Source organism: Kineobactrum sediminis (assembly GCF_002868715.1).
GTDB lineage: Bacteria > Pseudomonadota > Gammaproteobacteria > Pseudomonadales > Halieaceae > Kineobactrum > Kineobactrum sediminis.
In genome coordinates, this window is record NZ_PKLZ01000001.1 from 762988 (window position 1) to 789776 (window position 26789).

At 57.2% G+C, this 26789-nt stretch carries 22 protein-coding genes; 6 read left to right on the forward strand and 16 right to left on the reverse strand.

The window, feature by feature from the left end; genetic code table 11:
- The first annotated feature begins 56 nt into the window (after nucleotides 1-56).
- Both glyQ and glyS read left to right on the forward strand, forming a co-directional pair.
- A complete protein-coding gene (glyQ, locus tag CWI75_RS03425; RefSeq protein ID WP_241521059.1) occupies nucleotides 57-1001 on the forward strand; it encodes a glycine--tRNA ligase subunit alpha in 945 nt (314 codons plus the stop codon).
- Entirely contained in the window at nucleotides 998-3085 is a 2088-nt protein-coding gene (glyS, locus tag CWI75_RS03430; protein WP_101520037.1) for a glycine--tRNA ligase subunit beta, read from the forward strand. The genes glyQ and glyS overlap by 4 nt, the downstream gene beginning before the upstream one ends.
- Nucleotides 3086-3152: 67 nt before the next feature.
- Here glyS and CWI75_RS03435 read toward each other — a convergent pair whose 3' ends face one another.
- The 11 genes from CWI75_RS03435 to CWI75_RS03485 form a co-directional block, all read right to left on the reverse strand.
- Complete coding sequence (locus CWI75_RS03435) at nucleotides 3153-3488, reverse strand: hypothetical protein (protein ID WP_101520038.1); 336 nt, start codon at nucleotides 3486-3488, stop codon at nucleotides 3153-3155.
- Between the two features lie 226 nt (nucleotides 3489-3714).
- Entirely contained in the window at nucleotides 3715-4155 is a 441-nt protein-coding gene (locus tag CWI75_RS03440) for a hypothetical protein (protein ID WP_146003536.1), read from the reverse strand.
- A gap of 17 nt (nucleotides 4156-4172) precedes the next feature.
- Complete coding sequence (locus tag CWI75_RS03445) at nucleotides 4173-7334, reverse strand: hybrid sensor histidine kinase/response regulator (RefSeq protein WP_175580182.1); 3162 nt, start codon at nucleotides 7332-7334, stop codon at nucleotides 4173-4175.
- A gap of 27 nt (nucleotides 7335-7361) precedes the next feature.
- Entirely contained in the window at nucleotides 7362-9731 is a 2370-nt protein-coding gene (locus CWI75_RS03450; protein ID WP_146003539.1) for an Hpt domain-containing protein, read from the reverse strand.
- 30 nt (nucleotides 9732-9761) lie between these two features.
- Entirely contained in the window at nucleotides 9762-11102 is a 1341-nt protein-coding gene (locus CWI75_RS03455) for a methyl-accepting chemotaxis protein (RefSeq protein WP_101520042.1), read from the reverse strand.
- A complete protein-coding gene (locus tag CWI75_RS03460; protein ID WP_101520043.1) occupies nucleotides 11099-11659 on the reverse strand; it encodes a chemotaxis protein CheW in 561 nt (186 codons plus the stop codon). The genes CWI75_RS03455 and CWI75_RS03460 overlap by 4 nt, the downstream gene beginning before the upstream one ends.
- Before the next feature lie 3 nt (nucleotides 11660-11662).
- A complete protein-coding gene (locus tag CWI75_RS03465; RefSeq protein WP_101520044.1) occupies nucleotides 11663-12076 on the reverse strand; it encodes a response regulator in 414 nt (137 codons plus the stop codon).
- Between the two features lie 104 nt (nucleotides 12077-12180).
- The gene (locus tag CWI75_RS03470; protein ID WP_101520045.1) at nucleotides 12181-12753 is read right to left on the reverse strand and encodes a hypothetical protein; all 573 of its coding nucleotides are present in this window, start codon (nucleotides 12751-12753) and stop codon (nucleotides 12181-12183) included.
- The gene (locus tag CWI75_RS03475) at nucleotides 12737-13993 is read right to left on the reverse strand and encodes a sigma 54-interacting transcriptional regulator (protein ID WP_146003540.1); all 1257 of its coding nucleotides are present in this window, start codon (nucleotides 13991-13993) and stop codon (nucleotides 12737-12739) included. The genes CWI75_RS03470 and CWI75_RS03475 overlap by 17 nt, the downstream gene beginning before the upstream one ends.
- 4 nt (nucleotides 13994-13997) lie before the next feature.
- The gene (locus tag CWI75_RS03480; RefSeq protein WP_101520047.1) at nucleotides 13998-14681 is read right to left on the reverse strand and encodes a TSCPD domain-containing protein; all 684 of its coding nucleotides are present in this window, start codon (nucleotides 14679-14681) and stop codon (nucleotides 13998-14000) included.
- A gap of 14 nt (nucleotides 14682-14695) precedes the next feature.
- Nucleotides 14696-16843, reverse strand: a complete 2148-nt coding sequence (locus CWI75_RS03485; RefSeq protein ID WP_101520118.1) for an adenosylcobalamin-dependent ribonucleoside-diphosphate reductase — start codon at nucleotides 16841-16843, stop codon at nucleotides 14696-14698.
- Between the two features lie 247 nt (nucleotides 16844-17090).
- On the opposite strand from CWI75_RS03485, the gene CWI75_RS03490 reads away from it, so the two are divergent.
- The 3 genes from CWI75_RS03490 (at nucleotide 17091) to CWI75_RS03500 (ending at nucleotide 20110) form a co-directional block, all read left to right on the forward strand.
- Nucleotides 17091-18305: a thiolase family protein gene (locus tag CWI75_RS03490; RefSeq protein WP_101520048.1), complete on the forward strand. Its 1215-nt coding sequence runs from the start codon at nucleotides 17091-17093 to the stop codon at nucleotides 18303-18305.
- A 4-nt stretch (nucleotides 18306-18309) separates the two neighbouring features.
- Complete coding sequence (locus CWI75_RS03495) at nucleotides 18310-18729, forward strand: Zn-ribbon domain-containing OB-fold protein (RefSeq protein ID WP_101520049.1); 420 nt, start codon at nucleotides 18310-18312, stop codon at nucleotides 18727-18729.
- 97 nt (nucleotides 18730-18826) lie between these two features.
- Nucleotides 18827-20110, forward strand: coding sequence for an MgtC/SapB family protein (locus CWI75_RS03500; RefSeq protein ID WP_101520050.1), 1284 nt, complete (start codon nucleotides 18827-18829; stop codon nucleotides 20108-20110).
- Here the strand turns inward: CWI75_RS03500 and CWI75_RS03505 are convergent.
- Nucleotides 20100-20543, reverse strand: a complete 444-nt coding sequence (locus CWI75_RS03505; RefSeq protein ID WP_206604619.1) for an MOSC domain-containing protein — start codon at nucleotides 20541-20543, stop codon at nucleotides 20100-20102. The genes CWI75_RS03500 and CWI75_RS03505 overlap by 11 nt on opposite strands.
- A gap of 54 nt (nucleotides 20544-20597) precedes the next feature.
- Between CWI75_RS03505 and CWI75_RS18895 the strand changes: the two genes are divergently transcribed.
- Nucleotides 20598-21008, forward strand: a complete 411-nt coding sequence (locus CWI75_RS18895; RefSeq protein WP_101520051.1) for a thiol-disulfide oxidoreductase DCC family protein — start codon at nucleotides 20598-20600, stop codon at nucleotides 21006-21008.
- A 112-nt stretch (nucleotides 21009-21120) separates the two neighbouring features.
- On the opposite strand, the gene gyrB is transcribed toward CWI75_RS18895, so the two are convergent.
- The 4 genes from gyrB to dnaA all read right to left on the reverse strand — a co-directional run.
- Entirely contained in the window at nucleotides 21121-23538 is a 2418-nt protein-coding gene (gene gyrB, locus CWI75_RS03515) for a DNA topoisomerase (ATP-hydrolyzing) subunit B (protein ID WP_101520052.1), read from the reverse strand.
- Nucleotides 23539-23648: 110 nt separating this feature from the next.
- A complete protein-coding gene (recF, locus tag CWI75_RS03520) occupies nucleotides 23649-24749 on the reverse strand; it encodes a DNA replication/repair protein RecF (RefSeq protein ID WP_101520053.1) in 1101 nt (366 codons plus the stop codon).
- A 95-nt stretch (nucleotides 24750-24844) separates the two neighbouring features.
- On the reverse strand, nucleotides 24845-25948 hold the full coding sequence (gene dnaN / locus CWI75_RS03525; protein WP_101520054.1) for a DNA polymerase III subunit beta: 1104 nt from the start codon (nucleotides 25946-25948) through the stop codon (nucleotides 24845-24847).
- Between the two features lie 26 nt (nucleotides 25949-25974).
- The coding region (gene dnaA, locus CWI75_RS03530) for a chromosomal replication initiator protein DnaA (protein WP_101520120.1) at nucleotides 25975-26789 on the reverse strand (815 nt) is incomplete at its 5' end.

Consider the following 26789-nt stretch of genomic DNA (forward strand, 5'->3'; position numbering starts at 1 on the left):
CGACGCAAGAGCCTGTACAATAGCAGCCTTTTTGCGGCCAGCGAACAGGTGTCATTGTGTCCCCGGACAAGCTTACATTTCAGGATCTTATTCTCACGCTCCAGCGATACTGGGCGCAGCAGGGCTGCGTGATACTGCAGCCACTGGATATGGAGGTGGGTGCCGGCACTTTTCACCCCGCCACGTTCCTGCGCGCGATAGGCCCCGAAAGCTGGAATGCCGCCTACGTGCAACCCAGCAGGAGGCCTACCGACGGCCGCTACGGTGAAAACCCGAATCGACTGCAGCACTACTACCAGTTCCAGGTGGCCATGAAGCCGTCGCCGGCGGAATTTCAGGAACTGTACCTCGAGTCGCTCAAAGCCCTGGGTATCGACAGTACCCTGCACGACATCCGTTTTGTCGAGGATAACTGGGAGTCACCCACCCTGGGTGCCTGGGGGCTCGGTTGGGAAGTATGGCTCAACGGTATGGAAGTCACCCAGTTCACTTATTTCCAGCAGGCCGGCGGCCTCGAGTGCTACCCGGTTACCGGTGAAATCACCTACGGACTGGAGCGGATAGCCATGTACCTGCAGGGTGTGGACAGCATCTATGACCTGGTGTGGACACACAGCCCAACCGGCACGGTGACCTACGGCGACGTTTTCCACCAGAATGAAGTGGAAATGTCCCGCTACAACTTCGAGGAGGCTGACACTGACTACCTGTTCGGCCAGTTTGACTATTGTGAGCGCGAGGCGCTGCGCCTCACCGAGTTGAGCCTGCCTTTGCCAGCCTACGAGATGGTGATGAAAGCTTCCCACACCTTTAACCTGCTGGATGCGCGCCACGCCATTTCCGTAACCGAGCGCCAGCGTTTCATTCTTCGGGTACGGACACTGGCGCGCGGGGTCGCACAGGCTTATTTCGATACCCGTGCCAGTCTCGGTTTCCCCCTGGCGGACGAGCGCCTGCAACGTGAATTCCTGGCTGACGCGAACACGGAGGCGACGCCGTGAGCAACCATAGTGAAACCCTGCTGGTGGAACTGGGCACCGAAGAACTGCCACCCAAATCCCTGAAAACACTGGGCCTGGCATTTCGCGACGGGGTTGTCGCCGGCCTTGACCAGCGTGAATTATCCCATGGTGACGTAGAGTGGTTTGCCTCTCCCCGGCGGCTGGCGGTATTGATCCGGGACGTTGCGCTGCATGCGCCGGATAAGGAAGTGGAGGTGCAGGGCCCCCCCGCTGACAGAGCCAGGGACGAGGAGGGCAACTGGACCCCGGCCGCACTTGGCTTCGCTCGCAAGCAGGGAGTAGAGCCCGGGGAACTGTTGACCATAGAGACACCCAAGGGCGCTCGCCTGGGCCTGCGTACCCACACCAAAGGTGCCGACACCAGCGCCTGCCTTAATAACATCATTCACGATAGTATCCGCGACCTTCCCATCGCCCGCCGCATGCGCTGGGGCGCCTCCCGGGTTGAGTTTGTACGCCCGGTACACTGGGTTGTCGCGATGCTCGGCAGCAGCTTTGATCACGGTGAAATACTCGGCCTGAAAACCGGCAATACCACGCGTGGACACCGTTTCCACAGTAGTGGTGATATTACCCTGCAACGCCCGGAAGACTACGCTGAGACCCTCGCCCGGGCAAAAGTGGTTGCCGATTTTGAGCAGCGCAAAGCGATGATTTCCGAACAGGTGAAGGCCCAGGCCGACGCGTTGGGAGCCGAGGCGGTCATAGATCCCGATCTGCTGGACGAAGTGACCGGCCTGGTCGAGTGGCCGGTGGCTCTTACCGGGAATTTTGAAGCACGCTTCCTGGAAGTGCCGGCCGAGGCACTGGTGCTGTCGATGAAGGAACACCAGAAATATTTTCATCTGGTGGACAGTACCGGCAACTTGCTGCCCCATTTCATAACCGTGAGTAATATTGAGAGCTCGGATCCGTTCCAGGTTATTGAAGGTAACGAACGGGTAATCCGTCCGCGACTGAGCGATGCAGCATTCTTTTTTGAAACTGACAAGAAGAAGCCTCTGGCAGCGCGGGTAGACGGCCTGCGCAACATCGTTTTCCAGCAACAGCTGGGCACACTCCACGAGAAATCCCTGCGGGTATCCGCACTCGCCGGCCAACTGGCAACCCAGCTCGGCAGTTCAGCCGAGCTGGCAAAGCGCGCGGGGCTATTGAGCAAGGCCGACCTGGGTACCGAGATGGTGCTGGAATTTGCCGATATGCAGGGTATCGCCGGCGCCTACTATGCCCGCCATGATGGCGAAGACGAAGCGGTGGCCCAGGCACTGGAGCAACAGTACTGGCCGCGCTTTGCCGGCGACCGCCTACCGGAAGGCTTGACCGCCGCGGCCCTGGGCCTGGCCGACCGGCTGGATACCCTGACGGGGATTTTCGGGATCGGGCAGCCGCCGACGGGTTCCAGGGATCCTTTTGCGCTACGCCGCGCATCCCTGGCGGTGCTCCGCATCCTGGTGGAGAAATCCCTGGACCTCGATTTGCGGGATTGCCTGGCCCTTGCGGCCGGTGCTTATCCTGAAGGCCTTTTGGCCGAGGGCAGCAGCGACCAGGTTCTCGAGTATATGCTGGAACGGTTCCGTGCCTGGTATGAAGAAGAATCAATTCCGGTCGAGGTGTTTCGCGCCGTCAGTGCCAACAAGCCGAGTCGTCCCCTGGATATTCAGCGGCGGGTACACGCGGTAAATGCGTTCCGGCAACTGCCCGAAGCCTCGGCCCTGGCCGCCGCCAATAAACGCGTAAGCAATATCCTGGGCAAGCTGGAAGAGGGCTTCGAGTTTAGCGAAGTAAGCGTACACTTACTGATAGAGCCAGAAGAAAAGGCGCTTGCCGAGAAAATGGGGCACCTGGCGCGGATAAGCGGCGAGCACCTGGAGAAAGGTGCCTACCGCGAGGCGCTGACCTGCCTCGCGGTATTACAGGGTCCGGTTGACGCCTTTTTTGACGGCGTCATGGTGAACGCCGAAGACGATGCCTTGCGGCGCAATCGGCTTAACCTCCTGCACAGGCTGCAGAATCTGTTCCTGCAGGTCGCAGATATCTCGCAGCTGGCGGCGCGGACCCCGTAGAACTGAACAAGACTCTACGAGGGTAGAAACGGCTGGCGCGCTCTCAGCCGACGCGAACCGGGGTGTCTCAGGCTGTGTCGCCGGCAGGGCGACGTTTGCCGTCAGACGCAACCATGCGCACTGTGCTCTGGCAGCTCTCGAGCCATGACCTGGAATTCTCCGTTTTCAGGACCCGCACACAGCCCCGCTCAGTAACACAGGCGATGCTGGTTTTATTGGGCGTCCAGTCTCCTTCCGACAACCGGGGCTTGCGCTTGCAATAGAACCAGAGACCGCGCCGGTCCTGCATCACATAGCGGGCTTCCTCGGGGAGGAAAACCTTGCGCCCGTCAATTACCGCAAAAACTTCCACGCCCTCTGACTGGCCGCGCCCCAAAACAGCAGTAGGTGTAATCGTTAACATGTTTGTTCCCCTTTCGCTGGAATCCTTACTGGCAACCTTTATAACGACTGGATAAGGGCGCTGAACAGATACAAGTGGGGAGATTTTCAGACAAAATTCAAAAGGCGCAGCTGGAGGTGCCATAATTTTCCATCCGGCAGGACAATTACCGAAGGAAATACCGCTGATATGCCATAATTTTCCTACGGGGATGGAACGCCAATATCGTTATTTCAACCTTTTCCTGTCAGCCAGCGTCCGTTGCCGCTGCAACCTGTGACTGCAGAAATGGTAAATCCGGCACCTGGCAGGTTTTGCCCGCCAGGGTAAACGCAGCCAGAAAACCCGGTAACAGCAGATCCGGCCGATCCTCAATCGCGCTCTCGGAAAGTTCGGTGGAGGTGAGACCATGGCCCTGCAAGCGAACCGCCCAGTAATCACAACCTCGTCCCCTGAGCCCGAAGAAAACAACGAAAATAGCAGTCGTAGCAGCCAGGGCATCAGTGGCAGTGTCGATAGGGTAGTTGTCGGGGCCGTAAACCGGTACTTCGCAGCCACGCCAGCCAAGATGTCCGGAAACCGATCCCGTCATGGTCACAATCTCGGCAATACAGTCCTGGGGCACCGCCCAGGTGTGTGGGCCAGCGCAGGGAAGGAGTACACAGCGCAAGCCGGGTGTGCCGTTCATTGCATCTTCACCCTGGTTCACGATGCCTGCAGGGGGCGGCCGGTGAGCTCTGCTATCTGCTCCACCAGGAGCGGGAAATTAAAAGGTTTGCCCATGTAGCCGCTGCAGCCTTCCTGCGCAGCCAGTTCCCTGTGTTTATGGCCCGTGCGGGAAGTAATCATGATGACGGGGATATGCTGCAGACGCTCTGAACGGCGGATTTCACGAAGGGTCTGGATACCATCCTTGAGCGGCATTTCAATATCCAGCAGGATAATATCCGGTAGCCGAGGCAGGGTTCCCAGCAGGTCCATCGCCACCTCGCCGTTTTCAGCGGTTACTGTAGTGACGCCCAATGAGTGTAACTGGGTGGTTGCCACCATCCGCTGGGTTCGCGAATCATCAACCACCATCACCATAAGCTCCGCATCCTGCGCCGGCTCCAGGGTAAGCGATGGCAAGCTGCTTGTCGGCTGGTTGGCCACCAGGATATTGAGGTTCAGGGCGACAATTGCCCGCCCGTCGGCACTGGTGGTGCCGCCGGCAACCCAGGGCACAGCGGCAAACTGGCTACCCAGGGACCGTATAACGAGTTCCAGCGCCTGCTCTACCTGGTCAACGGCGATCGCCATATGGCGCCCGCCCGATCCCGCAACAATGACCGGCATCGTGGCGCCCCATACGGAATGGTCGGGAATGGGAGTACCGGAGCACAAGGTAGCAAGATAGGAGGGCACACAGGTCCTGCCCAGCAGGGGTAACAGGGTTTGCTGTTCGACAGCCTGGTAGAAATCCTTGACCGCTACGTGCTCGACCCCAATCAGGCCGTCAAAGGGGATTGCGTAGGAAGTCTCGCCAGCTGCTACCAGCAGGGCACCGTTAACACTGATGTTGGAGGGAATACGAATACGGAAAGTCGTGCCCCGGCCAACCTGAGAGTCGATTTCAATGTCACCGCCAATACGCTGCAGTTCTCCCATTACGATGTCCATACCGACCCCGCGACCCGAAATCTCGCTGATGGCGGCTGACGTGGAAAACCCTCGATGGAAAATCAGGCGCTGCGCATCCCGGTCGCTCAGGTTTTCCGGAACGACATCCAGACCTTTGCGGCGCGCCTGTTCCCTCATCCTTTCGGGGTCAATGCCACGACCGTCGTCGCTCAGGATAACCAGGTAGTCAGAGCCCTGTTTGCGTACCTCTATGGTGATCACACCCGTGTCCGGCTTACCTACAGCGACCCGCTCAGTCGGAAGCTCAAGGCCGTGATCCAGCGCGTTGCGAACCATGTGTTCAAGAATAATCTGGCAACAGGCGTGGCTGTCACGATCCAGTTTGCCGGCCTCGCTCAGCACCCGGAAGGTGACCGCTTTGCCAAGCTCACCGCTGACCGTACGCACAATTCGCCGCAAGCCGGGCATCAGCCTGGATACGGGAACAACTCTTGAGGTACGAATGGAAGTGCCCAGACTGGATACTACTGCAGCCTGTTGTTTGAGCAGCGCTTCCGCAGCGGAGGTGTGACGGCTGGAAAGCCGCGCCAGCTCGTCAAGGTCATCAACCGCTTCCCGCAGAATACTCGCGGCCTCGTGAATATCTGTATATTGGTCCATCTCCAGTGCGTCAAGATTGTTTTCGGGACGTCCCCCCTGGGAGGTAACACTGAGCAGCGCCCGGTCGGATATACGCGCGATGTGGGTACGCAAGCTGCCCAGCCGACCCAGTAACTCGCCGGCCGCACGCTTGCTGTTCATGGTGCTCTGGGAGGCGCGGACGCCCAGTTTCTGCACTTCGTTTGCCAAATTCAGCAAATAGTCCAGGGCGTCGGCGCTGATGCGAATGCTCTGTTGCGCACCCAGAGCCTGGGCCCCGGCATCGGCTATCTGTTTGTCCTGTTGCCGATCGCCCTCGGTGAGGGGCTGTAACTGCGGAAATACGCCTTCCACAGCCCTACCGGTTGCCGAGCCCGTGGCGGCGGCAGCCGGAGCCGGGCTGTCCTTTTGGCGGGGCAATTCACTGGCGACATCGGCGCGCTGGGCCTGGATATGGTCGTAACCGCGAACCGCCGTATCCAGCCATGCGTTTACGATACGAAAAAACTCCTCGGCCGCGGCGTCCCGGGGCGACGGCAAACCCCCGAGCAGGGTTTCGAAATTGTGGATAAAGGTGCCGTAACGCTGCAGTCCCACACCCTTGGCGATGCCCTTGAGGGTGTGCAGGATACGCAGAACGGCCTGGGGTAACTTCTCCGAATCGGCCTCACGCTCCCAGCCACCGATTGCATCCTCCAGTTTTTCCAGCTCCATACCCGCCTCTTCGATAAAGGCGTCCAGAAAATCCGGGAACAGCTCGGCGCTACTGCGCGTGCTGAAATTGAAAGTGATATCCCGCGGCACACACCAGGACCATTCGTCACTACCGTCGGCCTCAACCGACTCTGCCTCTGGCTCTGGCTCTGGCTCTGGCTCTGGCTCTGGCTCTGGCTCTGGCTCTGGCTCTGGCTCTGGCTCTGGCTCAGAAAGTGTGCTGACTTCCTGTGGTGCGGCTTCTGTCGTTTCCGGTTGTGGAATATGAAATGCCATTGATGGCAGCGTATCGGCCTGGTAATCCGGCTCGGATGGCTCCGGCAGATCCGCCGGGGCCTCTGTATCGGCTATATCAGTCTCTGGTATTTCAATTTCAGCGGGTGTGACGGGCTTGGTCTCGGGTATGGTCTCAGGTTCTGTCTCAGGTTCTGGCGAAGGCGCCGAAGGCTGCACGGGCGCACCCAGACCAAGAATGTCGACCCCCTCGAGATGGCCGAAACTGCCCGGCAGTGCCTGCTGTGGATGGCCGCGGTTATGTTGCACTGCAATAAAGTTATGGCGAGATGGGTCCACTACCGGGGTATCCTGTCGCCGACTGTTATCGGCATAGATGTCACTGCCATCGCCGACCGAGGTGAGTACGATTTCTTCTTCTATGAAGTCCGCCAGATCATCGCTGACCACACCTCCAAGCATATGCCTGTTGGCAAGGCGTGCCTCCGCCTCGCTGAGTCCGCCGCTGTGCTCCAGGCCGTCCCTGGCTACTGTGAACAACTTCTCTTCGGGTTCCTCGGGGTCCTGTTCCAGTAACCAGTGGAACGCGTGTTCGCCCCATTTTTCGATAAGGTCCTGCGCCCACTCTTCGGTACTCATTGCGTCTGGCTTCGTCTCCACCCTGACCTCTCCATTCGCCTTTGGCGATTATTGCCATCCGGCGTTGCTGTTGTTGCCACCTGCACTGGAGCCAACGTCTCCATACTGGTGAATGGCCTCACAGCGACGACTCAAAGTCCGCACTGCCTGGGCATCGTAATGCCCGGCACCACCACAGGTTGCCACCAGCTGCGGCAACGCCGCCACCACATCGCGCAATAGTGTCGGCAGGCGCTCATCCATGGTCCCGGCGCGGTCTATCACCCGGTCAAGCATGTCCTGCACTACGCGACCAAACTCGGCGAGACTATTCAGGCCTACCGCACGACCATTACCCTTGAAGGTATGGAAGTGACGCCGTATCTCTTCCAGCAGGTCTGCCGTTTCAGGGCTGCGCTCCCACTGCGGCAAGACCTGCTGGAGGCGGTCGATAATATCCCGCGACTCCTCGAGAAAAACCTCCCTGAACACTTCGGAGATCGTTTCATCCTCTGCCGACACCACAGTTTCAGGGACGGTTTCCGGCGGGAGCTCTTGCTGAGCCTCCCCCTGTACCGGTATAAAATCGACCAGCCGTCCGGAGTGCTGCTCGGCCAGATTGATGAAATGGTCATTATTTTCCAGCGGGTCGAGCAGGGAGCGCTCCAGATGAATCTCAAGACAGGCAAACGCGTCGGCAAGACGACCCAGCGGCTCCTGGTGGCGCATATGATCTATCGGCTGCGTGACCTCCAGCCATTTCCGGCCACTATCGATTACCGCAGCTTCACGGCACATTCCGGCAAAATCCAGGGCCTCGTTTACGGCCGCCAGTATCGCCACGCACTGGGCGACGGTTTCACGCTCTGGTATATCCTCCAGCTGCAATGAAAAATCCCTGGCCAGGTTAGAGAATACGGTCGCATCTGCAGTACCTGCACCGGCCTCGGCCACCATGCCGCGCAATTCTTCATGGCCCTGGTCAAGCCTGGCCAGATAAGGATTCAGGGCCACGGCAAGGTGCTGCATGTCACCGGCGCCGAGCGGCAAACCAGAGAGCACAGCATCCAGTTTCTGCCGTTGCAGGACGCCCTGCAGTTGCTCCTGCATTTGCGCCATCTGCGTAAAAGTGGCGGCTGTAAGTGCTTTGCGGCGCTCCAGCTCTTCAACACCGAAAGGCACGAAGCCACCATGTCGCAGACGCAGTTCAACCGCCAGCTGAACCTCAACGATACTGCTTACCACCCACCCGATTACCTGGGAACGGTGCCCGCTATCTGCGGTGAAGCGGCCATCGTAAAGCTGGCGCAGCAGATCGCGCACCCCTCGCATCGTATCCGCATGCGCAATCTCTTCGACAGCGACAAGCCGGAGACACAGATCATCTATTATCTCCAGCGCCCCGGATACCGGCGGAAGGTCGCCGGCCGCCACCGCCTTGAGGTCATTGGACTCCAGGTGAGCGACAAGTTGATTCAGCAATACCAATGCACTATCAAGCACTGCGACCAATACATCGGAATGGATAAGGCCGCGCTGTGAATCTTTGCCTGTATTACCATCGATGCCAAATACCTGCCAGATATGGCCGATATACAATGGCCTGGTCTCGCACGACGCCATGTAATAGAGCATCTGCTGCAAATATTCGTCGTAGTGCATCCGTGGATCAGGTTGGCTACCGTGTTCGCGGGCATGCTTGATCATGAAGGCGCCGGCCTTGAATATCTGGGCAATACATTCATCGGGCACGATAAACCCCCCGGCCAGGCCCTCACACAACCCGGTGAGATTAAGCCAGAAAGGTTCCTGGACAGTACCGGCAAACAGGGTATTCATCTTGTGTGCGATGCGCGCTACCGTGCGGACGCTGGTAACACCCTGGTCGCGGACAAGTGCCGATTTGGCACCCTGCAAATAGGGCGCCAGCAACACGTTGGCACTGCGCCTGATGGTTTCGTCCGCCTCAGGCGTCGCAGTGGCGCTGATGCCGCAGCCTTCGGCAATGTCCATATGGAAAAACAGTGCTTTCGGGCGCGGAGGCACCCCCTCCCAGCGCCGCAGATCGTTAACGCACGGTTCCAGGCCCTGGCCGGTATCCACCCGCACCCGCTGCACATGGTCGAGATAGGCGGGGAATACCTTGATGGCTCGCATCAGCCCGCCAAGAGTAAGGTTGCGACGTTCTGCTACTACTTTATCGTGGTACAGGCGGTGCAACCCCCGTTCCATTTCCAGCGACAGCAGTTCCGCCTTGTAAAGCCGCAATGGCTGCACGGCGGCGGTGATATGATGTACGGCCCAGAGACACAGCACCAGTTGTTGCTTATGGTCCGGGTGACGACTGTATTCAATCAGTGCAGCCTCCGCCTGCTCAATTCGTTCAGCCAGCGGAGCCAGCACTGAATCCAGCGCCACCATATCTATCTTGCCAGCCACTTACCCGTCCCCCCGTTCGTACTCGCACATCTAAAGCGCAGCCCGACTGCGGGCAGCGCTAACATCTCTTGTGGCGACTGCCGTTTCAGGGACATCGGCGGCCACCGCGGACTCTTGCGCAAATGACTCCACGTAGCCACCCGACCCGGTGTCATCTATTTTGAAACGGCCCAGATTGCGGGCAAAGCCGGCAACGGTTTGCTGTAGAACCCCAACGCTCTTTTGAGCGAGCTCACTATTCTGGCCAAGACTGAGATTCTGCTCGCGAATGTGGTCCAGCAAGCTCTCCAGCTCGAGCGCACTGGCGGTAGATTGCCCTGACCGTTCGGCCAGCGATGTAATAATCCGTGCCGTCTCCCCGGCGCCCCGGTTAATGTCTTCAAGGGCACCGTCAATACGCTCGACAAATTCCAGAATCGTCACCACTGCGCCAACGGTATTTTCCATGCTGTGCAGGTTCTCTGCTGACAGGCCCTGCAGCATGCGCACCTCTGCCGTTATCTTGCGTCCTTCCTCCTCGGCCTCACGCAGCAGGTCGGCAATCGCTTCCGCGATGCCCAGGAAAGGCCTGCCGTACTCGCCCGCCCGCTCGGCTTCAATGCGCGTATTGATAGCGACTACCGAGATCTTGGTATTCAGTGACTGGATGTACTCGGCAGCCGTACTGACCGACTGGATGAGCTCGCCCTGCCGCTTGGCAGACTTGGAAGTGGCCTGTACCGACTCGCGCACCTCGACCGCAGCCCGGGACATGTCCCGCGATAATGTGTGACTTCGTGCCACCCGCTGCCGGTAATCGTTACTGGTAGTGACCACATCGCCGCTGGCGCTTTTAATGTCCTCGGCGCCCTGCAGGCTGCGGGCAAGGGCTGCGGCCGCATCGTGCAGCTGTCGCGCCAGCTCCGCGCTGGTCTGGGACTGGCCGGCACTGGCTCGTCCCAGCTTGTGGATTTCAGTGGCGATCGTTTCAAACGGCGCGCGAATATTGTGTATCAATTCACGCTGCCGGGCGGTGGCGTTATTCAACTGCTCCGCAATCGCTGCGGTAGTAGGCGAGTCTCCACTGGCGGTTGTGGTCAGGTCGCCCTCGGCAATTTTGCGCAGGGCGCTGTTGACACCTTCCGCGGCAGTGGGCTGGTTGCCTTCCCGAAATGTTCGCCAGAGCAGGGCCAGCGCAATAACCGCCGACACCAGCAAAACTCCTGCTGCGCCCATTATTGTCGCACGCAAGGCGGCCCACTCACTCGCCGCGCCGCTGCCGGCAGGCATTAAACCCAGCGCATAAAACATTCCCGCCAGGCACAGCAAAATGCCCACCGTTACGGCAGCGAGCCCTGGCGGTACGGCACCGAAAATGGATTTTTGGCTCATTGCAGTGGATCCTCAACTGGGAATTCAGAATTAGCTGCCGTATCCGACAGGGCGCGGTCGGCAAGTAGCTTGTTGATATCCAGGATCGGCAGGAATTGGTCCTCCCGGATAAAGCCGCCGGCACAGTAAGGAGCGAAACTTTCCACCACCGGATGTTGCATGTCCCGTTGCGCCAGGGGCAGGCTGATATTTCGCTCCAGTGTGCTCAGAGTAAGCGCAAAATGAAAGCCCGGGCGTTTGACAACCATACAGTACTCACGCTTGCGGCCGGTATGGGGCCGTTGGTAAAACAGGCTATCGCTACAGATAACCGGCAGCAACCCACCCTGGTGGGTGGCCATGCCAAGCACCCAGGTTTTGGTACCCGGGATTCGCACAACAGGGGGGGTCGCCACAATCGCATCAATGTCTGCGGTTGCGACCAGCAACGGAACATCCGCGATACCAAGCAATACCCCCTGCCAGAGGTCAACTGCCGGCAATGGCACGGGAAGCTCTACAGACTCCAGGGCAAACTTCTGCTGAAGATCCGTCAGGGCGACAAAGGCGACTGTCATGCCTTATGCGGCCACGCCGGAAGTGCGGGTATGTTCATGAATAAGCTGGCGCAGAACTGCGTCGGGCGGAATTTTGCTGACATGTGCCGTAGCGCCACGTGCCTGGCCCCGGGCGATATCGAAAATACCATCGGAGGAAGACAACAGGATAACCGGAATATCGCGGGTTTCTTCCGAGTGCCGGATAAGGCTGCAGGTCTGGTAGCCATCGAGCCCGGGCATACTGATATCCAGAAAAATTATCTCGGGCCTGAAGCGCCTGAACAGACCCAATGCCCGGTAGCCATCTTCAGCCGACTCCACTTCGCAGCCCATTTTTTTCAATGTGTGGGACATCATCATGCGAATCGTCTTGGCGTCATCCACTATCGCAACCCTGACACCGGCTATATCCTGGTCTTCCGCTTGTTCCGTCATCTTCTTCCTCGTGAAATAAGGTTGCCCAGTATTTTAAAAGCAGGGCATGGTCTGCAAGTAATATCTTCGTTTTCGTACACATTCAGCAGCGGGCTTCCCGGTTGTCAGTCCTCCGCTGGAAACAACACGTTCCTGAAAGGGTCCATATGTCCGGCCTGGAAATCCTGCCACTCATAGATATTAAACTGGTGCATCAGTTTCAGGCAGCGCTGGAATACTATATCGGCATCATAGCTTGACGGTTGAATCCCATACTGCTCGGTGATCCGGGCAAATATCCTCGCCGCAATCAGGCGCCGGCCCGAGTCCTGTTGATAAAGGAGGTGCTCCACAGGGGAGGGCACGATAGGTGCGCCATAGACCAGAAAGGCTTCCCAGCGCACGGTATCGTGCTCCGGCCCCAGCTCTGCCACCAGAAAAGCGACCATATTGCGCAGATCCTGCCGCGGCGGCAATACATCCTGCTGCAACCAGCGGCGCACATCGGCTTCCCGCCATTCGGGATTGATGGCGAGCACACTCAGGACACGACCCTCGATCAGGGAAGGTGCGGCACCTGCCAGGTCCCAAAGCAGGTTCAGGCGCGCTGAAAAACCCAATGGTGGCGGCGCTGTTTCCGCTGCACAGGCCCGATAGCTGGCTGCCAGGGTGGTTAGATCCTTACGCGGTGGCTTCAAGATCCCGCACCTTTTTAACATAAGTAGGTTTCGACACACCCAACAGCTGGCCACGAAAATTAATCGTCGTGTCCTGACGACGGGCTTCGAGGTGGCCCAGCAGAAGCATTTCGGCCTGTGCCAGGGGAGCGACCCCGGCGATGCCCAGGCCACGCACCCAGTCGCCGATCAGACGCGCGGGCTCCAGCCACAGGGAAGAGGAAGCCCGGGCACTGCTGCGCTGCCTTATGCCCGGCAACCAGCGGCTGAGGTTACGCCTGCTGGTTTGCAGGAAGGTGGCGGCGCGCCCCTGGTCACCGCTGTAACGGGCCAGGGCCGCCAGTACCACTTCATCTGCCAGCCAGGTGCCCAACGGTAATGGCGTTGCCTCTTGTAATACACGATTTACGCGGTCTCCCAGGATAACATCGAGTTCTTCCCAGGCGTTCGGGCTGTAACTTTCGTGTCTTGCCGCGTAAGCATCCATGTCCTGTAACGGCAGCGCCATGGTTGTGATTATTGTCTGCTCACCTCTAAACAGCTTCAGGTCAACCGGCGTTAGCCATTCGCCGTCCTGTTTATGCTCAAGCGCGTGCACTATGCGGCTGCGAATCTCGCTGATATTACCGTGCCAGGTGTGCTCTCGCATGACCTGTTCGGCCTCGGGAGTAAAACCCCTGATATGCTTTTTACCGGTTACATGTTCCTGCTCCTGGCCCAGGATTTTATAGGCCCAGCGCAGTATCGCGCGCTTGCGCTGGCGAATCGGCGGCACCTGGATCGGGTAGCCGGCGAATACGCTCGCCAGGCGCTCATGCAGGGACCCTTGCAGCAGCAACCGCTGCAGGTTGTCGGGGAACAGCGCTATGAGCCTGACAGCCGGAAGGTAGGTGGGTGTCTCGGTGTCTGCCAGCCGCCTGGTAGCGATTTGCCGCGCGAGCTTTAGCTGGGATTCTATATTCATCACATGGGGCGACTTGAAGACCAGCGTCTTGCCCGCGCCCGACAGCAGAGCCTCGCGAATGCGCCGGTTAGCCTCGTCGCGATTGCGGAACTCGCGACAATCCACCACCTCCAGTGCCTCGGGTGACGCTCCCGTTTTCGCGTGCAAAACCCGGGCAATATACATTTTCCCTGTTCCCCGGGCCCCCACAATAGCGACGGGGGTGTCCGTCGTGGCAAGAAAACCGGCCTGGTCGACGGCGCCCTCCATATTATCGAGCACATAACCGCTCAGGGTGTCAGCGGCGGCTAAAGGCAAGTGACTAGCCGCACTTGGAATCGGCGCAGTTGAGACAGGTCATGCAGCCGTCAAGCATCACCGAGGCCCGCGTGTTGCACTTGAGGCACAAGACAGCCCCTGGAGGAAACAACGGGCTCTCTTCTTCCGCGCCGGCGTCGTTATTGGCCGCTGCCATCAACTCGCGACGCTTGTCCTCGACGTATTGTCGCTGGTGATCATCGAGCCTGTTGCCGATAAGACCAATGTGTTTCATGTGATCTTCAATGGCGTGACCAATTTCAGCGACAATGGAGGGCATGAATACCCCTCCCTTCTTGAAGTAGCCACCGCGAGGGTCAAACACCGCCTTGAGCTCCTCAACCAGGAAAGTGGCGTCGCCCCCTTTGCGAAATACTGCCGAAATAAGGCGTGTGAGCGCAACCACCCACTGGAAATGTTCCATGTTCTTCGATGCGATAAAGACCTCAAAGGGGCGACGTACCTCGTGCTCGGTGCCCTCGTTGAGGATCACATCGTTGACGGTGATATAGAGTGCATGCTCCGACATCGGCGTCTTTACCTTGTAAGTGGACCCCATGAGTCGCTCGGGACGCTGAAAGGATTCATGCATGTGCACCACATCGCTGACCGGGGCCGCATCCGCCGCCGTGTCTTCTTTACGCACAACCTTATAGTCGACAATCCTGCTGCCAATTTTCACTGTCATTACCGTCTCCTGGCTCAAAATTTGCCGTAGTAGCCTTCTTTCAATGCGTCAAAAAGATTCGCGGCGGTATGCATTTCGCCATCGTACTCAACCTCTTCGTTACCCTTCAGCTCTATCCTGGAGCCATCTTCCAGGGTGAACTGATAGGTGGTATCGGCCAGGTCCTGTTCCTTGACCAGCACTCCCTGGAAGGCCTCGGGATTAAAGCGAAAGGTAGTGCAACCCTTGAGGCCGGTGGCATGGGCGTACAGGTAAATATCCTTGAAATCCTCGAACGGGTAATCCGTAGGCACATTGGCCGTTTTGGAAATGGACGAATCCACCCATTTTTGCGCCGCGGCCTGAATATCCACGTGCTGTTTCGGGGTGACACTATCGGCAACAATAAAATAATCCGGCAACTGTTCCCCTGGCTTATCGCTGAAAGGCATGGCGGCAGGATTCACCAGGCTCCGATAGGCCAGCAGTTCAAAAGAATACACATCAATTTTTTCTTTGGTCTTGCGTCCCTCACGGATCACGTTGCGCGCATAGTGGTGAGCAAAACTGGGTTCGATGCCGTTACTTGCATTATTCGCAAGCGAGAGGGAGATTGTACCGGTCGGGGCAATAGAGGAGTGATGGGTAAAGCGCGCACCTTTGCTCGCGAGCTGTTCCACCAGCTCGGGTGCAACCTCCGCTACTCGCTGCATGTAATGGCTGTAGCGGGCCAGTAACACCTTGCCGGGCACCTGGTCACCAACCGCGATACCGTCGCGAACCATATCCGGCCGCGTGGCCAGCATTTCGGGTGTCACCTCAAACAGGTCCTCCATAATGGGCGCGGGACCCTTTTCGGCAGCCAGCTCAATACCCTGTTGCCAGCCAACCAGGGCCATTTCCCGGGCCACCTGTTCGGTGAACTCGAGAGAGGCGTCGTCACCGTAGCACATTCGCAACATGGTGATGGTGGAACCAAGGCCCAGAAACCCCATGCCATGGCGGCGCTTGTAGGTGATTTCATGCTGCTGCTGCTCCAGTGGCAGCCCGTTTATATCAACCACGTTATCCAGCATGCGGGTGAACACCGCTACCACTTCACGATAGCGATCCCAGTCAAAGCGGGCCTTTTCGGTAAACGGGTCCAGTACCAGCCGGGTAAGATTGATGGAACCCAACAGGCAGCTGCCATAGGGGGGAAGGGGTTGTTCGCCGCAAGGATTGGTAGCGCGGATATTTTCCAGCCACCAGTTGTTGTTCATCTGGTTAACCCGATCAATCAGAATAAAGCCGGGCTCGGCGAAGTCGTAGGTGGCCGCCATGATCATGTCCCAGAGCCGACGCGCCGGCAGGGTCTTGTAAACAAGGCAAGCCACTTCACCGCGGGAATTACTCACATAGCCGGCGGTGACCGGGAACGGTCGCCAGATTACCGACGGGTCGGTGTTGAGATCCAGGCCCGAGCTGAGCGCCTCTTTTTCGGTCATTGGGAAACTCAGGGGCCAGTCCGCCTCACTTTTCACCGCTTCGATAAATTCATCGGTGATCAACAGGCTGAGATTGAACTGCCGCAGGCGGCCGTTCTCCCGCTTGGCGCGAATAAAATCCATCACGTCCGGATGGTGTATATCAAAGGTCGCCATCTGGGCACCGCGACGGCCACCCGCGGACGACACGGTGAAGCACATCTTGTCGTAAATATCCATGAATGACAGGGGCCCGGAGGTATAGGCTCCGGCGCCACTCACGTAGGCCCCACGGGGGCGTAGCGTCGAAAATTCATAGCCGATGCCGCAACCCGCCTTGAGCGTCATGCCGGCCTCGTGGTTTTTACCGAGGATGTCGTCCATGGAATCGGTGATGGTACCCGAGACCGTGCAGTTGATCGTTGAGGTGGCGGGTTTGTAGGCGGCAGCGCCGGCATTGGAAATAATGCGCCCGGCGGGAAGTGCGCCGTTCTGCAGAGCCCACAGAAAGCGCTGATACCAGTGTTTGCGGCCGGTCTCGCTGTCCTCGACATCTGCCAGGGCACGGGCAATACGCTTCAGGGTATCGGCGATATCCCGATCCACCGGATTATTGTTGCGGTCCTGCAGGCGGTATTTCTTGTCCCAGATATCCAGCGATGCGTCCTGCAGACCGATATCCACCACCTTGTGCAAGGCTTTCACAACTTCTCCCATGACGAGCTCCGAGTAAGCAAACAGTTCATCGTTATAGTGCGCGAAGGCCGCCTCCCCTGGCAAGTCGCACAGGGGGTGTTGAACCAATTTTCCGGGGTACCGCGCCGGCCGGACCCGGGACGTGGTTCAGTCGAATAGCCCGGGCGGCAATTTTGGCTGTTCCCGGCCATCTCGGGCCCCCCTGCTGGAGAAGGCTCTGTAGACTGTTCGGGTAATCCTGCAATTGCCAACGAATCGGAGAATTCCCATGGGTTTACGCGGTGAAGCCGCCATCGTCGGCTGTGCACAATACAAGCCCGAAAAATACCAGACTGCCCCGCAGATGTTTCATCTTGAACAGGCGGCTGACCTGGCAGGGGAGGCCCTCCTTGATGCCGGCCTCAGTCTTGGGGACATTGACGGCCTGGTCATAAACGGCGCCCATTTTCATGAAGCATCGGCCTTTGTACCAGCCATTGTAGCCGAGTACCTGGGGGTGAAAGTCAATTTCGCCGAGGTGGTCGACCTTGGGGGCACCAGTGCTGTTGCCATGATCTGGCGTGCCGCGGCAGCCATCGAACTGGGCCTGTGCTCGTCGGTTCTTTGTGTACTGCCGCAGAGAATGGCACCGGCAGGTCCGGATGAGGACCTCGCGGCTGCGGCAAAGGCCATGACCTATGGTGCCCATAGCACGACCTTTGGCGCACCGGAGGCCGAGTTCGACATCCCCTATGGCCATGTCGGGCAAAACACGGGCTACGCGATGATCGCGCAACAATACGCTTATAAATTCGGCTATGACACAACAGCCATGGCTAAAATCGCCGTTGATCAGCGTTATAACGCACAAGCCAATCCGGAGGCGCTGTTTTTTGGGCAGTCACTGACTGTTGATGAGGTTTTGGCCAGCAAACTGGTTGCCGATCCCCTGCGCATCCTCGAGATTGTGATGCCGGTAGCGGGAGGAGCCGCCGTTATTGTCAGCTCGCAGAGTTTAGCCAGATCCTGTCGGCACCGACCGGTTTTGGTCAGGGGATGCGGTGAGCGCCTGAGCTTCAAGTCGCCATCCTATTCACACGACATGACCACTACCCCTATCGCAGTGGCGGCAAAGAAGGCCTTTGACATGTCGGGGCTGAAACCGGCGGATATGCATATGGCCCAGATTTATGACTGTTACACCATCACCGTGTTACTGAGTCTCGAAGATGCAGGGTTTTGTGAAAAAGGGCAGGGGATGCACTTCGTCAGAGAGCATGATCTCACCTGGAAAGGAGACTTCCCGCTGAATACGCATGGCGGGCAGCTTTCCTTTGGGCAGGCCGGTGTTGCCGGGGGCATGTCCCAGGTCATTGAGGCAGTGGCCCAGATTCGGGGGGATGCCGGTGGACGCCAGTTGCCGGTACACGATACGGCCTTCGTCTCGGGTACCGGGGGAGTCATGAGTGAACAGGGTGTATTGATACTGGCAGGGAGCAATTAACCTCATGCAGATACCCAGACCTGACCCAACTGCCATTTCACGCCCTTTCTGGGATGGACTCAGACAACGGATCATCCAGGTACCGCAGTGTGACCATTGCGACGCCTGGATATTTTACCCGCGCCGACACTGCACCGAGTGCGGCTCCCGGCGCCTGACATGGCGCCGGGTTTCGGGACGGGCGACCCTGCACAGTTACACCTTCGCAAGGGTAGCAACCCTGCCCGCATTTGCGGAGCTACCGCTGCAGAATCTCGCCATCGTTACCTTCGAGGAAGGTTTTAATGCCAACACCTCGCTGACCGGCATGAATGCCGATGATATTCACATTGGTATGGCATTAGAGCCCGCTTTTGACGTCATTGACGAGCAGGGGACAACCCGCCTGCTGTTCACCGTGGCCAATATCGACCCCACCCGGTAGGTGAAAAGCGTATTTCGGGCGATCAGCAGGAAGTTGCCATGCAACTTCCGGACACTGTGCGATACTCAAATGTTCCAACGGGAAACAGGGAGCCGGTGTGGATTACAGTGAGGTACTCAATCACTTTGCCAACCTGGGCCTGGCGCTGGCAATTGGCCTGCTGATTGGCAGCGAGCGTGGCTGGCATCGACGTAACTATGCAGAGGGAGAGCGGGTAGCGGGAATCCGGACCTTTGCTCTGATGGCCTTGTTGGGAGCGCTGGTAGCCGCCAGCGGCCAGCATTTCGCACCGAAGTGGGCAGTACTCGCCTCCGCCCTGGCATTCATGCCTCTGGCCTTCCTGCTGGTGGTGGGGTATGTGCTGGAAACGCGCCGCAATGGGGACCTCAGTATCACCACGCCAGTAGCCGCCATGGCAACGTTCTGGCTTGGTACCATGCCGGTTCTGGGACTTGCGTTGCCCGCCGCGGCCAGCGCCGTAGTGCTGACCCTGCTGCTGCACCTGAAGGGCAAGCTGCACCACTGGCTCGAGGTTCTGGACCATCAGGAATTACTGGGCACATTACAGTTTTTGCTGCTGTCGGTGGTGTTGTTGCCCTTGTTACCGAACCGGGAGTTCGGCCCCTGGGGGAGCCTGAACCCATGGGAGCTGTGGTGGATGGTGGTGCTTATTTCAGGGCTGTCCATGCTCGGTTATTTTGCCATGCGCATAGTGGGCCCGGGGCGCGGCGTACTGGTGACGTCCCTGGCCGGTGGCCTTGCATCCTCCACCGCGGTCACAGTGAGCCTGTCGCGGCTGCATCGCGATCAGCTACCGGGGGCTACCACAATGATCAGCAGCGGCATCCTCCTCGCCTGTAGCACTATGTATGCACGCATCGCCGTGGTCGTTTTCGTAATCAACAGGGACTTGCTGCCGGCTACCATACCGGCCATAGCTGCAGGATTCCTGGCGTTGCTGGGGATTGCGCTATGGCGCATGTTCCGGGTCCGGGGAAGTAGGGAAAGCGAGAGCCCGGCAATCAAGAATCCGTTGCAGTTGTTGACGGCGCTGCAATTTGGCCTACTGCTGGCGATAGTGATGGTGGCCTCTGAAGCATTACAACAGTGGTATGGCGAGGCGGGCCTGTACGTGCTTGCAGTCCTGACGGGTACTACAGATGTGGATGCAATCGTGCTCTCGCTGGCGCCACGCGCCCAGGATTCACTCGGCACCGATGTTGCCGTCATGAGTATCAGCCTGGCGGCGGCCACCAACACTATTATGAAAGGTGTCTATTGTCGCTGGATTGCCGGGCCCGGGCTGGGCAACAAGGTATTGGTACCGACTGTCGTCACGGCTGCACTGGTACTGGCATTCGCTGCTATTACTATCTGGTAAGCCATTCAATCCGCTGCCCGATAACAGCATCACCGCCGGTAATGACACGACAGCAGACGCCGCCACGCCAGGACGGTTCCAGGGCGGTACGCAGGCCGGAAACGGCCTCGTCCATACGCTTGCAGGGATCCGTTTCACGAGTGATCTGTACGACAACGTCACCAAAACAGAGGGTTTTGCCCACATCATGAGCGCCAAATTCGACCCCGCTTACCAACAAGTTGGCCCGTCGGATCCACCAGGGGATGTCCTGATTCAACTCTGCACAAACCTGTTGCCAGCTCTGCAGGCTTAACAGGGTCAACTGGCGCTTGCCCGGCTTGCCACGGAAGTCACCCTCCAGCCCGCGTTGCGGAGAAATGTGACAACGCTCAAGCGGCTGCATGTCAGCCCTGGGCCGCTTCCGGATGGCAATACCACACAATTCGATCATTTCCTTTAAGGTCCTTAAGATAACTCTTAATAAGAGAGCTCGAGGCGCAAGAATATGGATAACCGACATATCGTAATCTTTGATGGTGTTTGTAATTTATGCAATGGCGCAGTGAATTTCATCATCAAGAGAGATCCGGATGGAATCTTCGCATTCACACCGATACAAAGCGACCTGGCGTACGAACTAACAGAGCAGTTCAACATTGCAAATGTTGGACTCGATACCTTGTTGCTCATAAAAAATGACCGGTGCTATGTCTTTTCTGATGCAGCGCTTGAAATAGCGAGGGATCTGACAGGGCTATGGTTCCTGTTTAATGTCGTTAGGATCGTGCCCAGGCCGATCAGAGACGCTGTCTATAGATTGATTGCTCGCAATCGCTATAAGCTTTTTGGTAGGACAGATGTCTGTATGGTGCCATCAAAAGAGGTGAGGTCACGGTTTGTTGGTATCAAGACATAATGACCAGGCGAATCACAGCAGCAGCTTTTTCGTTGCGGCTTCACGTCCACTACAAAGCTGCCGGCCACTGTGACACCGTAGAAATTGAGCTCAGAATGTGTGTGTCACATCACTACACATCCAGATTGGCGACAGAGAGTGCATTCTCTTCAATAAACTCCCTGCGGGGCTCAACATGATCCCCCATCAAGGTGGTAAATATCAGGTCGGCAGCCATGGCATCCTCAATATTAACCTGGAGCATGCGACGCACCTCCGGATCCATGGTGGTTTCCCATAACTGGTCCGGGTTCATCTCGCCCAGGCCTTTATAGCGTTGGATACTGTAGCCTTTGCGGGCCTCGGCCATCAACCAGGTCAGGCCTTCTGCAAAGTCCCGGGTCTGCAGGGTCTTGTCGCCGCGCTTGAAGTATCCATCTTCATCTATCAGCGTATTAAGCGTTTCTCCCAGCGCTACCAAGCTTCGGTACTCCCCGGATGAGAAAAATTCGTGCCGGTATTCGGTCTCGGTTTCTACGCCATGGGACATCAGGGTTACTACCGGAAAATACGTTTTTCGCTCATTATCTTTACGTACTGTTACTTTGTATGCGGCGCCTTTGGGGGCCACAGTAAGTAAGCGCTCACTTAGATGCTCAGCGAAACGAGCGACGGTTTCTTCGTCGGCCATTTGCTCAAGCAGCAAAGAATCGCCATAAACCATTTCCCATAAAACTGGCGGCGCATACAGTCGGGCCAGCCGATCAATCGTTGCTGCAACCTTTCTAAACCGGGTGACCAGTTCTTCCAGACCAGCGCCGGTGATTGGAGGCGCTTCCGGATTTACAATAATGGCCGCTCCGTCCAGCGCAGATTGCGTCAGATACTGGTTCAGTGCTTCATCGTCCTTGAGATATTGGCTTTGCTTGCCACGCGCAATCTTGTAAAGCGGTGGTTGGGCAATAAAGATGTGTCCGCGTTCGAGCAATTCGCGCATTTGCCGGAAAAAGAACGTCAATAGCAGAGTTCTGATGTGGGAGCCGTCCACGTCCGCATCGGTCATGATGATGATGCTGTGATAGCGGAGTTTATCGGGGTTGAACTCGTCCTTGCCGATGCCGCAACCCAACGCCGTGACGATCGTCCCCACTTCTACTGAGGCCAGCATTTTATCAAAGCGTGCTTTTTCGACATTAAGAATTTTACCCTTGAGAGGCAGGATGGCCTGGAAACGACGATTACGGCCCTGTTTGGCCGAGCCCCCCGCTGAATCACCCTCTACCAGATAAAGCTCTGAAAGGGCCGGGTCTTTCTCCTGACAATCAGCCAGCTTACCGGGCAGACCGGCAATATCCAGTGCACCCTTGCGACGAGTCATCTCACGCGCTTTGCGTGCTGCCTCCCGTGCCCGTGCCGCATCGAGCATTTTGCCAACAATCGACCGGGCCTCAATCGGGTTCTCAAGCAGGTATTCGTTGAATTTGGCGTTCATCGCCTGTTCAACCGCAGTTTTAACCTCGGATGACACGAGCTTGTCCTTGGTTTGCGATGAAAACTTGGGATCCGGGACTTTCACCGACACAATACCCGTAAGGCCTTCGCGTGCGTCATCGCCTGTCGCGGAGACCTTGGCTTTCTTTGCCATCCCTTCACGCTCAATATAACTGTTCAGGCTGCGTGTGAGTGCCGCACGAAAACCGGCCATATGAGTGCCGCCATCGCGCTGGGGAATATTGTTGGTGTAGCAGTAGATATTTTCAGAAAAGGTATCGTTCCACTGCAAGGCAATTTCTACTGTAATACCGTCATCAGTGCTCAGTTCAAAATGGAAAGGTTTGTTTACCGTGGTCTTGTTGTGATTCAGGTAGTCGACAAATGCCCTCAGGCCCCCATCGTATTGGTAGGTTTCTTCCCGCCCGGATCGTTCGTCCTTGAGCACGATACGAACACCAGAATTGAGGAATGCCAGCTCCCGCAGCCGTTTGGCCAGCTGATCAAAATGAAATTCGATATTGGAAAAGGTTTCGGGAGAAGGGCGGAAACGCACCGAGGTACCCGATGTTTCAGTATCACCAACTACAGCCAAAGGGGCCTGGGGGACACCATGGTGATAGACCTGCTCGTACCGCTTGCCTTCACGCCGAATGGTAAGCACCAACTCTTCGGACAGGGCATTCACTACTGATACGCCGACACCGTGCAGGCCACCAGAGACCTTATAGGAGTTGTCGTCAAACTTACCGCCCGCGTGGAGTACGGTCATGATGACCTCGGCGGCTGACACCCCTTCCTCATGCATTTCGGTAGGTACGCCACGGCCGTCGTCACTCACTGAAACAGACTCATCCGGGTGAATCGCAATATCTATACGAGAACAGTGGCCCGCGAGGGCCTCATCTATCGAGTTATCTACCAGCTCGAAAACCATATGGTGAAGACCGGTGCCGTCGTCTGTATCACCGATGTACATGCCAGGGCGTTTCCGTACGGCGTCCAGACCCTTGAGTACCTTGATACTGGAGGAGTCGTAGTTCTGTTCGTTATCGCTCATCAAACTGCTCTCATTACGTTTTAATGTAGGCATCTCGTAGCCAGAGATGGCTCTTGCTCGGGGAATCCGCTAGCTCCACCAGGGGATCCTGTTTTGTTGGCTCAGTGTAATCATCCAGCCACTTTACTGATTTGACCATGTTCCACGTGGAACACCTGCGTCTTTGCACCCTCCGGCCACATGTTTGCGAGGTCCGCTCTGGCTACACAAGTAATAAAAACCTGCGAACCCATCTCCGCTAAAACATCGCAAACCAGGCGACAGTGCAACGCGTCCAGTTCCGAAGGCAAATCGTCCACCAAATAGGTACATGAGCGCCTTTGGTGTTCCGTCATCAGCTGCCCCTGAGCCAGCTTCAGAGCGCAGACCACGAGCTTCTGCTGTCCCCTCGACAGCGTGTCAGCCGCTGAAAAGCCATCAATACTAACCTTGATGTCTGCCCTTTGGGGCCCGGCGTGGGTATACCCTTGCTCCCGATCTACCTGGCTGCTTGCTCTGAGCGCCTCATTATAATCTAACGATTTGTCCCAGCCCCTGCGGTATCTGAGCTCCAATCCCGCAAGCGATGGAGCCAAACCACGCATGATTTCCCGGAAGAGAGGCGCAAGCGCCTCGAAGTACATCAGTCGGTATTGGTGAATCTCCTCCCCCGCTAGCGCCAGCTCCCGCGTCCACACCGCCAGTTCTGCATCGCCTAGTTTACCATGCCGTAGGACTTTGTTGCGCTGTTTTATACAGCGCTGAAATCGCTGCCATACTGGGAAAAAACGTTGTTCCACGTGGAACACACCCCAGTTCAGGAACTGTCGCCGCGCACCGGGTGGCCCTGACAGCAATTCAAAGCTCGTCGCGTCCAACAACTGAACCGGCAGATACTCTACCAATTCTGCCGTCGTCCGCACCACCTGGCCCCCGACCTTAATCAGTACATCTCCGTTCAGGGACCGCTGAATAGCCAGGGGAATCCCTCCCGGCTTGCTGTCTGTCGTGGATACCCCATACACCGTGCATTGGGTTTCACCATGGGTCACCAACGTGCGCGTATTGCCGCTGCGGAAACTACGGGCCATCCCCAGCAGGTGTATGGCTTCCAGAATGCTGGTCTTACCACTACCGTTGGCGCCGAAGAAGATGTTGATGTTGGAAAACTGGTGAAGCGAAACCTGTCGGAGATTCCTGATGTTATGGATCTGGAGCTGGGAGATAGCCACGCGGGTAAACTACTTTTGTAAAATTGGAGCGGGGGAGGAGGGAAGGGGCAAGGCAGCGCGGTCGAATACGACCACACCGCCGATTACTCGCTGAATCACAGTCGCATCGGCATCACGACGTATAATGAATCGCCATCCTCCGATTCCTCGAGCAGCGCACTGCTATTGGCATCGGACAGAGAGAATTTCACATTCTCACCACTCAGAACTCCCAGCACATCCAGCAAATAGCTGACATTGAACCCTATCTCGACACCGTCTCCCTGGTAATTGACGGGCACTTGCTCTTCAGCCTGTTCCTGTTCAGGGTTATTGGCCACAATCTCCATTACATCGGAGGCCAGCTTCAATCGAACCCCCCGATACTTTTCATTGGACAGAATAGCGGTGCGGGTGAAGGCCTGCCTCAATTCGAGACGCGATCCTGTCACTATCTTGTCTGGTGACCGCGGGAGTACGCGCTCATAATCCGGAAATTTCCCGTCCACAAGCTTGGAGGTAAACTTGAACTCGGCGGTCGTCGCCTGCAGGTGATTGGTTCCAAGCACAACGGTGATCTGCTCATCCTCATCAAGCAGCAGTCGGGCCAGCTCAAGGACACCCTTGCGCGGAAGGATCACCTGAGTATCCTCAACACCTTCCACCACGGAGGCTAACGTGCACATCGCAAGGCGATGTCCATCGGTAGCCACCACCCTCAACCGGCCATCCTTCAGTTCAAGCAACATGCCATTGAGATAATACCGCACATCCTGTTGTGCCATTGCAAATCCGGTACGCTCTACCAGGCGCCGCAGTTCCCCTTGCCTGACCACCAATTGATGGGTACCTACGCTTTCGTCGACACTCGGGAAGTCGCCAGCCGGCAGAGTAGACAATGTAAAGCGACTGCGCCCTGAACGGACGGTGACCTTACTGTCTTCTGCGGTAAATTCGATACTGCTACCCTCGGGAAGGGATTTACAAATATCAACCAGCTTGCGCGCAGGCACTGTAACCTCGCCCCCAACACCTGGCGCTTCCAGGTTCACCCTGCCCACAAGCTCAACCTCGAGGTCTGTACCCGTAAGAGAGAGCAGCCCGTTATCGAGTACCAGCAGGACATTGGACAGGATAGGCAGGGTTTGACGGCGCTCAACAACTCCCGCAACCAGGTTAAGCGGTCTCAGCAGCGCATCCCGCGAAATCGAAAACTTCATAAATACAGGTTCCTTCCCTAAAGGCCTTACGTCGTCAACGACCGCAGCAGGTTTTTGTAATCCTCGCGAATATCAGCATTGATTTCCCGAAGTTCTTTTATTTTACGGCATGCGTGAAGAACTGTCGTGTGATCTCTACCCCCGAAGCTGTCTCCAATTTCAGGCAAACTGTGGTTGGTCAGCTCCTTGGCCAAAGCCATAGCCACTTGTCTGGGCCTGGCGACGGAACGACTACGTCGCCGGGACATGAGATCGGCGACCTTTATTTTATAGTACTCGGCGACTGTGCGCTGGATGTTATCCAGGCTGACCTGTTTATCCTGCAGGGCCAACAGATCCTTGAGGCTCTCCTTGATTAGATCAACATCCACTGATCTACCAGTGAAGTGAGCGCTCGCTATCACTCTCTTCAGCGCACCTTCGAGCTCACGAACATTAGAGCGGATTTTCTGTGCGATAAAAAATGCAGCATCCGGCGGCAGGTCAATACGCGCCTGATTAGCCTTGTTCATGAGTATCGCCACCCGTGTTTCCAGCTCGGGAGGCTCTACTGCCACGGTAAGACCCCACCCAAAGCGCGACTTGAGACGTTCCTCCAGCCCATCGATTTCCTTGGGATAGCGATCACAGGTAAGGATCATTTGCTGGCCGCCCTCAAGCAGCGCATTAAATGTGTGAAAAAACTCTTCCTGCGAGCGTTCTTTTTTAGCGAAAAACTGAATATCGTCGATTAATAATGCATCCACCGACCGGTAGTATCGCTTGAAATCGCTAATCGCGTTCAACTGTAACGCCTTGACCATATCCGCCACAAAGCGCTCTGAGTGCAGATACACAACCC

Bases quoted from the DNA above. Each gene is read 5' to 3' on its own strand.
- CWI75_RS03435 (WP_101520038.1), bottom strand. From the start codon at position 3,488: ATGTTAACGATTACACCTACTGCTGTTTTGGGGCGCGGCCAGTCAGAG.
- CWI75_RS03440 (WP_146003536.1), bottom strand. From the start codon at position 4,155: ATGAACGGCACACCCGGCTTGCGCTGTGTACTCCTTCCCTGCGCTGGC.
- CWI75_RS03455 (WP_101520042.1), bottom strand. From the start codon at position 11,102: ATGAGCCAAAAATCCATTTTCGGTGCCGTACCGCCAGGGCTCGCTGCC.
- CWI75_RS03460 (WP_101520043.1), bottom strand. From the start codon at position 11,659: ATGACAGTCGCCTTTGTCGCCCTGACGGATCTTCAGCAGAAGTTTGCC.
- CWI75_RS03465 (WP_101520044.1), bottom strand. From the start codon at position 12,076: ATGACGGAACAAGCGGAAGACCAGGATATAGCCGGTGTCAGGGTTGCG.
- CWI75_RS03480 (WP_101520047.1), bottom strand. From the start codon at position 14,681: ATGACAGTGAAAATTGGCAGCAGGATTGTCGACTATAAGGTTGTGCGT.
- CWI75_RS03485 (WP_101520118.1), bottom strand. From the start codon at position 16,843: ATGGGAGAAGTTGTGAAAGCCTTGCACAAGGTGGTGGATATCGGTCTG.
- CWI75_RS03490 (WP_101520048.1), top strand. From the start codon at position 17,091: ATGGGTTTACGCGGTGAAGCCGCCATCGTCGGCTGTGCACAATACAAG.
- CWI75_RS03495 (WP_101520049.1), top strand. From the start codon at position 18,310: ATGCAGATACCCAGACCTGACCCAACTGCCATTTCACGCCCTTTCTGG.
- CWI75_RS03505 (WP_206604619.1), bottom strand. From the start codon at position 20,543: ATGATCGAATTGTGTGGTATTGCCATCCGGAAGCGGCCCAGGGCTGAC.
- CWI75_RS18895 (WP_101520051.1), top strand. From the start codon at position 20,598: ATGGATAACCGACATATCGTAATCTTTGATGGTGTTTGTAATTTATGC.
- gyrB (WP_101520052.1), bottom strand. From the start codon at position 23,538: ATGAGCGATAACGAACAGAACTACGACTCCTCCAGTATCAAGGTACTC.
- dnaN (WP_101520054.1), bottom strand. From the start codon at position 25,948: ATGAAGTTTTCGATTTCGCGGGATGCGCTGCTGAGACCGCTTAACCTG.